The organism is Asanoa sp. NPDC050611, assembly GCF_040654855.1.
In the GTDB taxonomy this organism is placed as follows: domain Bacteria; phylum Actinomycetota; class Actinomycetes; order Mycobacteriales; family Micromonosporaceae; genus Asanoa.
Genome location: NZ_JBFAIU010000384.1, coordinates 1 through 6,496, shown reverse-complemented (window position 1 = coordinate 6,496; position 6,496 = coordinate 1). Strand labels below are relative to the sequence as shown.

The window sequence follows — 6,496 nt, the reverse complement described above, 5'->3', positions numbered from 1 at the left end:
ATGGAGAAGCTCAAGATCGCCGACAGCCGCCGGCTGCGCGGTCTGGGCGACCAGCAGCGCAAGGCGCTCCTTGGAGAGTTCGCCGGCAACTGACCCGCCACGCGGGTAGAACGAAGCTGTGACCATGCATGACGAGGCGCGCCCGGCGGCTCGGCTCACGGTCCTGACCGGTCCTTCCGAGGCCGGGCGGGCCGCCGTGATCCGGCTGGTCCGGGCGCGTTCGCCATGGGTGCGGATACCCGTCATGGTCACCACCCGGCGGCGGCGCGACCACGAGGTCGACGGCGTGCACTACACGTTCGTCGACGAGGCCGCGTACGACCGGCTGATCGCGGAGCAGGGCCTGCTCGAGTCCGCGGCGATCAGGCACCACCGGTACGGCACGCCCCGCCGTCCCGTGGACGCCTGGCTGGCCGCGGGCGAGCCGGTCCTGCTCTCCATCGACCCCCGCGGCGCCGAGCTGGTCACCCTGGCCGTCCCGGACGCCCGCGTGGTGCTCCTGCTCGCCCCGCACGAACGGGTCACGGCGGCGGGGGACGGGATAGCCGGCGCGATCATCAACCACGCCGCCGGGCGAGCGGCCGACGAGCTGGTAGGATTGCTCGGTTCGCCATTCCTGACCCCGGCCCGACCGCCGCGCGGCGGTTGAGAACGCAGAGGTTTGTTTTCCGTGGGATCCATCGCCACCAACCCTGAAGGCATCACCAACCCGCCGATCGACGAGCTGCTCGAGAAGACCACGTCGAAGTACGCCCTGGTCATCTTCGCGGCCAAGCGCGCCCGCCAGGTCAACGCCTACTACAGCCAGCTCGGCGAAGGCCTCCTGGAATACGTCGGCCCGCTGGTGGAGACCACGCCGCAGGAGAAGCCCCTCTCGATCGCGATGCGCGAGATCAACGCCGGCCTGCTCACGGCCGAGCCGACCGACCAGCCCTGAGGTCATGACCGCCCGGGTCGTTCTCGGCGTCGGTGGCGGGATCGCCGCCTACAAGGCCGCCGAGCTGCTCCGCCTGTTCACCGAGTCGGGGCACCGGGTGAGGGTCATTCCGACCGCGTCCGCACTGCGCTTCGTCGGCGCACCGACCTGGGCCGCGCTGTCCCGTGAGCCGGTCGCCGACGACGTGTGGGCCGACGCGCACGAGGTGCCGCACGTGCGCCTCGGCAAGGAGGCCGACCTCGTCGTGGTGGCTCCGGCCACCGCCGACCTGATCGCGAAGGCCGCGCACGGCCTCGCCGACGACCTCCTGACCAACACGCTGCTCACCGCCCGCTGCCCGGTCGTGCTGGCGCCGGCGATGCACACCGAGATGTGGGAGCACCCGGCCACCCAGGCCAACGTGGCCCTGCTGCGGTCCCGCGGCACGCTGGTCATCGAGCCCGCGAGCGGCCGGCTGACGGGCTCCGACACGGGCAAGGGCCGGCTACCGGACCCGACAGAGATCTTCGCGTACGCCCGGCGGGCGCTGGTCCGCGGCGGCGCCGGAGCCGACCTCGCGGGCCGGCACGTCGTGGTCACGGCCGGCGGCACCCGTGAGCCGCTCGACCCGGTGCGCTTCCTGGGCAACCGCTCCTCGGGCAAGCAGGGGTACGCGTTCGCCCGCACCGCCGCCGCTCGCGGCGCGCGGGTCACCCTGGTCAGCGCCAACCCCACCCTTCCCGCGCCGGCCGGCGTCGACGTCGTGGTCGTCGGCACCACCGAGGAGCTGCGCAAGGCGACCGTCGAGGCCGCCGCCGACGCCGACGCCGTCGTGATGGCCGCCGCGCCCGCGGACTTCCGGCCCGCCGCGTACGCCGCGGAAAAGATCAAAAAGGTGCCCGGCGCCGAGCCCGCGCCGATCGCCCTGGCGCTCAACCCCGACATCGCCGCCGAGCTGGGCGAACGCAAGCCCGCCGGCCAGGTGCTGGTGGTCTTCGCGGCCGAGACCGTGGCGAGCGGCGAGGCGCTGGCCAACGCGCGGCGGAAACTCGCCGTCAAGAAAGCCGACATGATCGTCGTCAACCAGGTCGGCGCCGATAAGGTCTTCGGGTCCGACGCCAACGCCGCGACGGTGCTCGGTGCCGACGGCACGGAAACCGTTTTTCCGCAGCAACCTAAGGAAGACCTGGCCGACGCCGTCTGGGATCTGGTAACAACACGCTTGAGCACGTCTTGACCGAGGGTGTTGCCGCAGGAGGCATGGCGGCGCGGCGCACCCTGGGCCGGACCCGAACTTTTGTGAAGGAGCACCGTGGCACGTCGCCTGTTCACGTCCGAGTCGGTTACGGAGGGCCATCCGGACAAGATCGCTGACCAGATCAGCGATGGCATCCTCGACGCGCTCCTGTCACAGGACCCGCGCAGCCGGGTCGCGGTCGAGACCATGATCACGACCGGCCAGGTCCACGTCGCCGGCGAGGTGACGACCCAGGCGTACGCGGACATCCCCACCATCGTCCGCGAGACCATCCTCGGCATCGGCTACGACTCGTCGAAGAAGGGCTTCGACGGCGCGTCGTGCGGCGTCAGCATCTCGATCGGCTCGCAGTCGCCCGACATCGCGCAGGGCGTCGACACCGCGATCGAGTTGCGCGACGGCGAGAGCGCGGGCGACGCGCTCGACCGCCAGGGCGCCGGCGACCAGGGCATGATGTTCGGCTTCGCCTGCTCGGAGACGCCCGAGCTGATGCCGCTGCCGATCGCGCTGGCGCACCGGCTGGCCCGTCGCCTGTCGGTGGTGCGCAAGGACGGCACGGTGCCCTACCTGCGTCCCGACGGCAAGACCCAGGTCACCATCGAATACGACGGCCTGCGCCCGATGCGCCTCGACACCGTCGTGGTCTCGTCGCAGCACGCCGCCGACATCTCGCTGGAGTCCCTGCTCACACCGGACGTGCGCGAGCACGTGATCGGGCCCGAGCTGGAGGGCCTCGGCCTCGACACCGAGGGCTACCGCCTGCTCGTCAACCCGACCGGCCGCTTCGAGATCGGCGGCCCGATGGGCGACGCGGGCCTGACCGGCCGCAAGATCATCGTGGACACCTACGGCGGCTACGCCCGCCACGGCGGCGGCGCGTTCTCCGGCAAGGACCCGTCCAAGGTGGACCGCTCGGCCGCGTACGCGATGCGCTGGGTCGCCAAGAACGTCGTGGCCGCGGGCCTGGCCGAGCGCTGCGAGGCGCAGGTCGCCTACGCGATCGGCAAGGCGCACCCGGTGAGCCTGTTCGTCGAGACGTTCGGCACCGAGAACGTGGCGGTCGACCGCATCGAGAAGGCGATCGGCGAGGTCTTCGACCTGCGTCCGGCCGCGATCATCCGCGACCTCGACCTGCTCCGCCCGATCTACCAGCAGACCGCCGCCTACGGCCACTTCGGCCGCGAGCTGCCGGACCTGACCTGGGAGAACACCGACCGCGCGGCCGACCTGAAGAACGCCGCCGGCCTCTGAGGCACAGCTGTCGGAAAGGCGGGCCCACGGGCCCGCCTTTTCCGTGCCCTGGCCCCGGGGCCGCACGGCCCGGCGGGTGAGCGGGCGGGCGGTGGAAGGATGGTGCGGTGGCGAACCGGAGCAACCGTGCGGAGCGCGAACCCGCACCCGAGCTGCCGGTCGCCCGTGTCTGCGTCGACGTGCCGCTGCCGCACCTGGACCGGCTCTTCGACTACCTGGTCCCGGCCGAGTTGCACGAGTCCGCCCGGCCGGGCACCCGGGTCAAGGTGCGCTTCGCCGGCCAGCTCGTCGACGGCTGGCTGATCGAGCGCGCCGCCGAGTCGGCGGTGCCCAAGCTGGCCTACCTGGAGCGGCTCGTCTCTCCGGAGCGGGTGCTGACCCCGGAGATCGCGGGGCTGGCCCGGGCGGTCGCGGACCGCTACGCCGGCAGCCTCGCCGACGTCCTCCGCCTCGCGGTCCCACCACGCCACGCGCGCGCCGAACAGTCGCCGCCGGCCGGGAGTGACCCGGCGGCCACCGGCCAGCCGCCGGCCGAAGGCCAACCGCGGGATGCCGACCAGGCGCCAGATGCCGACCGGGCGCGGTCGGGTGAGCCGGCAGGCGCGGATGCCCCGGCGCCGCCCGTCACGGACACCGGGTGGTCCGACTACCACGCGGGGGAGGGCTTCCTGCGGGCGCTGCGTGACGGCAAGGCCCCCCGCGCCGTGTGGTCCGCCCTCGCCGGTGAGGACTGGCCCGCCCGGATCGCCGAGGCCGCGGCCGTCACCCTGGCCGCCGGCAAGGGCGTCGTCGCCGTCGTGCCCGATGCCCGTGACCTCGACCGCCTCGATGCCGCGCTCACCCAGGCCCTCGGCAAGGACCGGCACGTCACCCTGGCAGCCGGGCTGGGGCCCGCGAAGCGCTACCGCGCCTTCCTCGCCGCCAGCCGCGGCATCGTCAAGGTGGTCGCGGGCACCCGGGCCGCCGCGTTCGCGCCGGTCGCCGACGTGGGCCTCGTGGTGATCTGGGACGACGGCGACGACCTGCACGCCGAGCCGCGGGCGCCCTACCCGCACGCCCGCGAGGTGCTGCTCACCCGCGCCCAGCGGGCCGGGGCCGCCGCCCTCGTCGCCGGGTACGCCCGCACCGCCGAGGCGCAGCTGCTGGTCGAGACGGGCTGGGCGCACGAGGTGGCCGCCGACCGCGCGACAGTGCGGCGGCGTACCCCCGCCATCACGCCGACCGGCGACGACCCGCAGCTGGCCCGCGACCCCGGCGCGGCGACCGCCCGGCTGCCGAGCCTGGCCTGGGACGCCGCCCGGGCCGCCCTGAAGGCCGACACGCCGGTGCTGGTCCAGGTGCCCCGCCGCGGCTACCTGCCGTCGGTCTCCTGCGCCACCTGCCGCGCCCCGGCCCGCTGCGGCACCTGCCAGGGGCCGCTCGCCCTGCGCTCCTCCCACGCCGTGCCGGCCTGCCGCTGGTGCGGCCGCGTCGCCGGCGACCACGTCTGCCCGCACTGCGGCGGCCGCGGCCTGCGGGCGGCCGTCACCGGCGCCCGCCGGACGGCCGAGGAGCTCGGCCGCGCGTTCCCGGAGATCCCGGTCCGCACGTCCGGGCGCGACGAGGTGCTCACCGAGGTGCCCGCCGCCGCCGCGGTGGTGGTCGCCACGCCGGGCGCGGAGCCCGTCGCGACCGGTGGCTACGGCGCGGTGCTGCTGCTCGACACCTGGGCCCTGCTCACCCGGGCCGACCTGCGCGCGGGCGAGGAGGCCCTGCGGCGGTGGATGACGGCCGCCGCACTGGCCAGGCCGGGAGGCGCGGGCGGCCGGGTCGTGATCGTCGCCGACGGCGGCGTGCCGGTCGTGCAGGCGCTGCTGCGCTGGGACCCGGGCTGGTACGCGGCCCGCGAGCTGGCCGAGCGCCGCGAGCTGGGGTTCCCGCCCGCGGCCCGGATGACCAGCCTGACCGGCCCCGCGCCCGCGGTGGCCGACCTGCTGCAGGCCGTCCACCTGCCGCCGGAGGCCGAGCTGCTCGGCCCGGTGCCCGCCGACCAGGACCAGGAGCGCTATCTGGTCCGCGCCACCCGGGGCCGGGCGGCCGAGGTCGCGGCCGCCCTGCACGCCGCGTCGGGGGTCCGCAGCGCCCGCAAGGCGCCCGACGCCGTAAGAGTGCAGGTAGACGCCACGGACCTCTTCTGAGGCCACACGAGCACCACACGAGCACCACTGACCAAGACCGTAGACTTGTCGGGATTGCGCCCGCGTGCCCCGCGCGGGCGACCCGAACGAGGAGTTCCACGTGACCGTCCAGCCCATCCGTCTGTTCGGCGACCCGGTGCTACGTACGCCCGCGGACCCGGTCGTCGACTTCGACGCTGAGCTGCGCAAGCTGGTCGCCGACCTGGTGGAGACCATGCAGGAGCAGTCGGGGGCCGGGCTGGCCGCGCCGCAGCTCGGTGTCGGCCTGCGGGTGTTCGCCTTCGACGTCGACGACGTGGTCGGCCACATCGTCAACCCGCAGGTCAGCTTCCCCGACGAGGAGGAGCAGGACGGTCCGGAGGGTTGCCTGTCGATCCCGGGGATCTATGTCGACACGAAGCGCCGCATGAACGTCGTCGCCACCGGCTTCAACCAGTTCGGCGACCCGATCAAGCTGGTCGGCACGGGGCTGATGGCGCGCTGCGTGCAGCACGAGACCGACCACCTCGACGGGGTGCTGTTCCTCGACCGGCTCGACGCGGGCGCCCGCAAGGAAGCGATGAAGGAGATCCGCCAGGCCGAGTGGTACGACGCCGGCGCGCCGCCGGTGATCAAGGCCAGCCCGCACGGCGGTGCGGCGTTCGGCCTGGGCGGGGTGCGCTGATGCGACTGGTCTTCGCCGGCACGCCGGCGGTCGCGGTGCCGGCGCTGGACGCGATCGCGGCGTCCTCCCACGAGCTGCTCGCGGTCGTCACGCGCCCGGACGCGCCCGCCGGCCGGGGCCGCCACCTGGTGCGCTCGCCCGCCGGCGCCTGGGCCGACGAGCACGGCGTCGAGGTGCTCACCCCGGCCAAGCCGCGCGAGCCCGAGTTCCAGGAACGGCTGCGCGCGCTC

General features: G+C 74.3%; 6 protein-coding genes and 2 pseudogenes. All 8 read left to right on the top strand.

Annotation, left to right across the window (positions count from 1 at the left end; translation table 11 throughout):
* A pseudogene (locus tag AB0H87_RS35800) lies at window positions 1-93 on the top strand (integration host factor); the annotation flags it as partial.
* A gap of 25 nt (window positions 94-118) precedes the next feature.
* Window positions 119-649: a guanylate kinase gene (locus tag AB0H87_RS35795; protein WP_360156192.1), complete on the top strand. Its 531-nt coding sequence runs from the start codon at window positions 119-121 to the stop codon at window positions 647-649.
* Window positions 650-670: 21 nt separating this feature from the next.
* Window positions 671-937: a DNA-directed RNA polymerase subunit omega gene (gene rpoZ / locus AB0H87_RS35790; protein ID WP_013285517.1), complete on the top strand. Its 267-nt coding sequence runs from the start codon at window positions 671-673 to the stop codon at window positions 935-937.
* Window positions 938-941: 4 nt separating this feature from the next.
* A complete protein-coding gene (coaBC, locus tag AB0H87_RS35785; RefSeq protein ID WP_360156187.1) occupies window positions 942-2,153 on the top strand; it encodes a bifunctional phosphopantothenoylcysteine decarboxylase/phosphopantothenate--cysteine ligase CoaBC in 1,212 nt (403 codons plus the stop codon).
* Between the two features lie 75 nt (window positions 2,154-2,228).
* Window positions 2,229-3,425, top strand: coding sequence for a methionine adenosyltransferase (gene metK, locus AB0H87_RS35780; RefSeq protein ID WP_360156184.1), 1,197 nt, complete (start codon window positions 2,229-2,231; stop codon window positions 3,423-3,425).
* Between the two features lie 152 nt (window positions 3,426-3,577).
* Window positions 3,578-5,602 (top strand): primosomal protein N', encoded by a 2,025-nt coding sequence (locus tag AB0H87_RS35775; protein ID WP_360156195.1) that lies wholly within the window; start codon window positions 3,578-3,580, stop codon window positions 5,600-5,602.
* A gap of 100 nt (window positions 5,603-5,702) precedes the next feature.
* Window positions 5,703-6,266 carry a peptide deformylase gene (def, locus tag AB0H87_RS35770; RefSeq protein WP_360156181.1) on the top strand — a complete coding sequence of 188 codons (564 nt, stop codon included), beginning with the start codon at window positions 5,703-5,705 and terminating at the stop codon, window positions 6,264-6,266.
* A pseudogene (locus AB0H87_RS35765) lies at window positions 6,266-6,496 on the top strand (methionyl-tRNA formyltransferase); the annotation flags it as partial. The gene def and the pseudogene AB0H87_RS35765, both read left to right, overlap by 1 nt.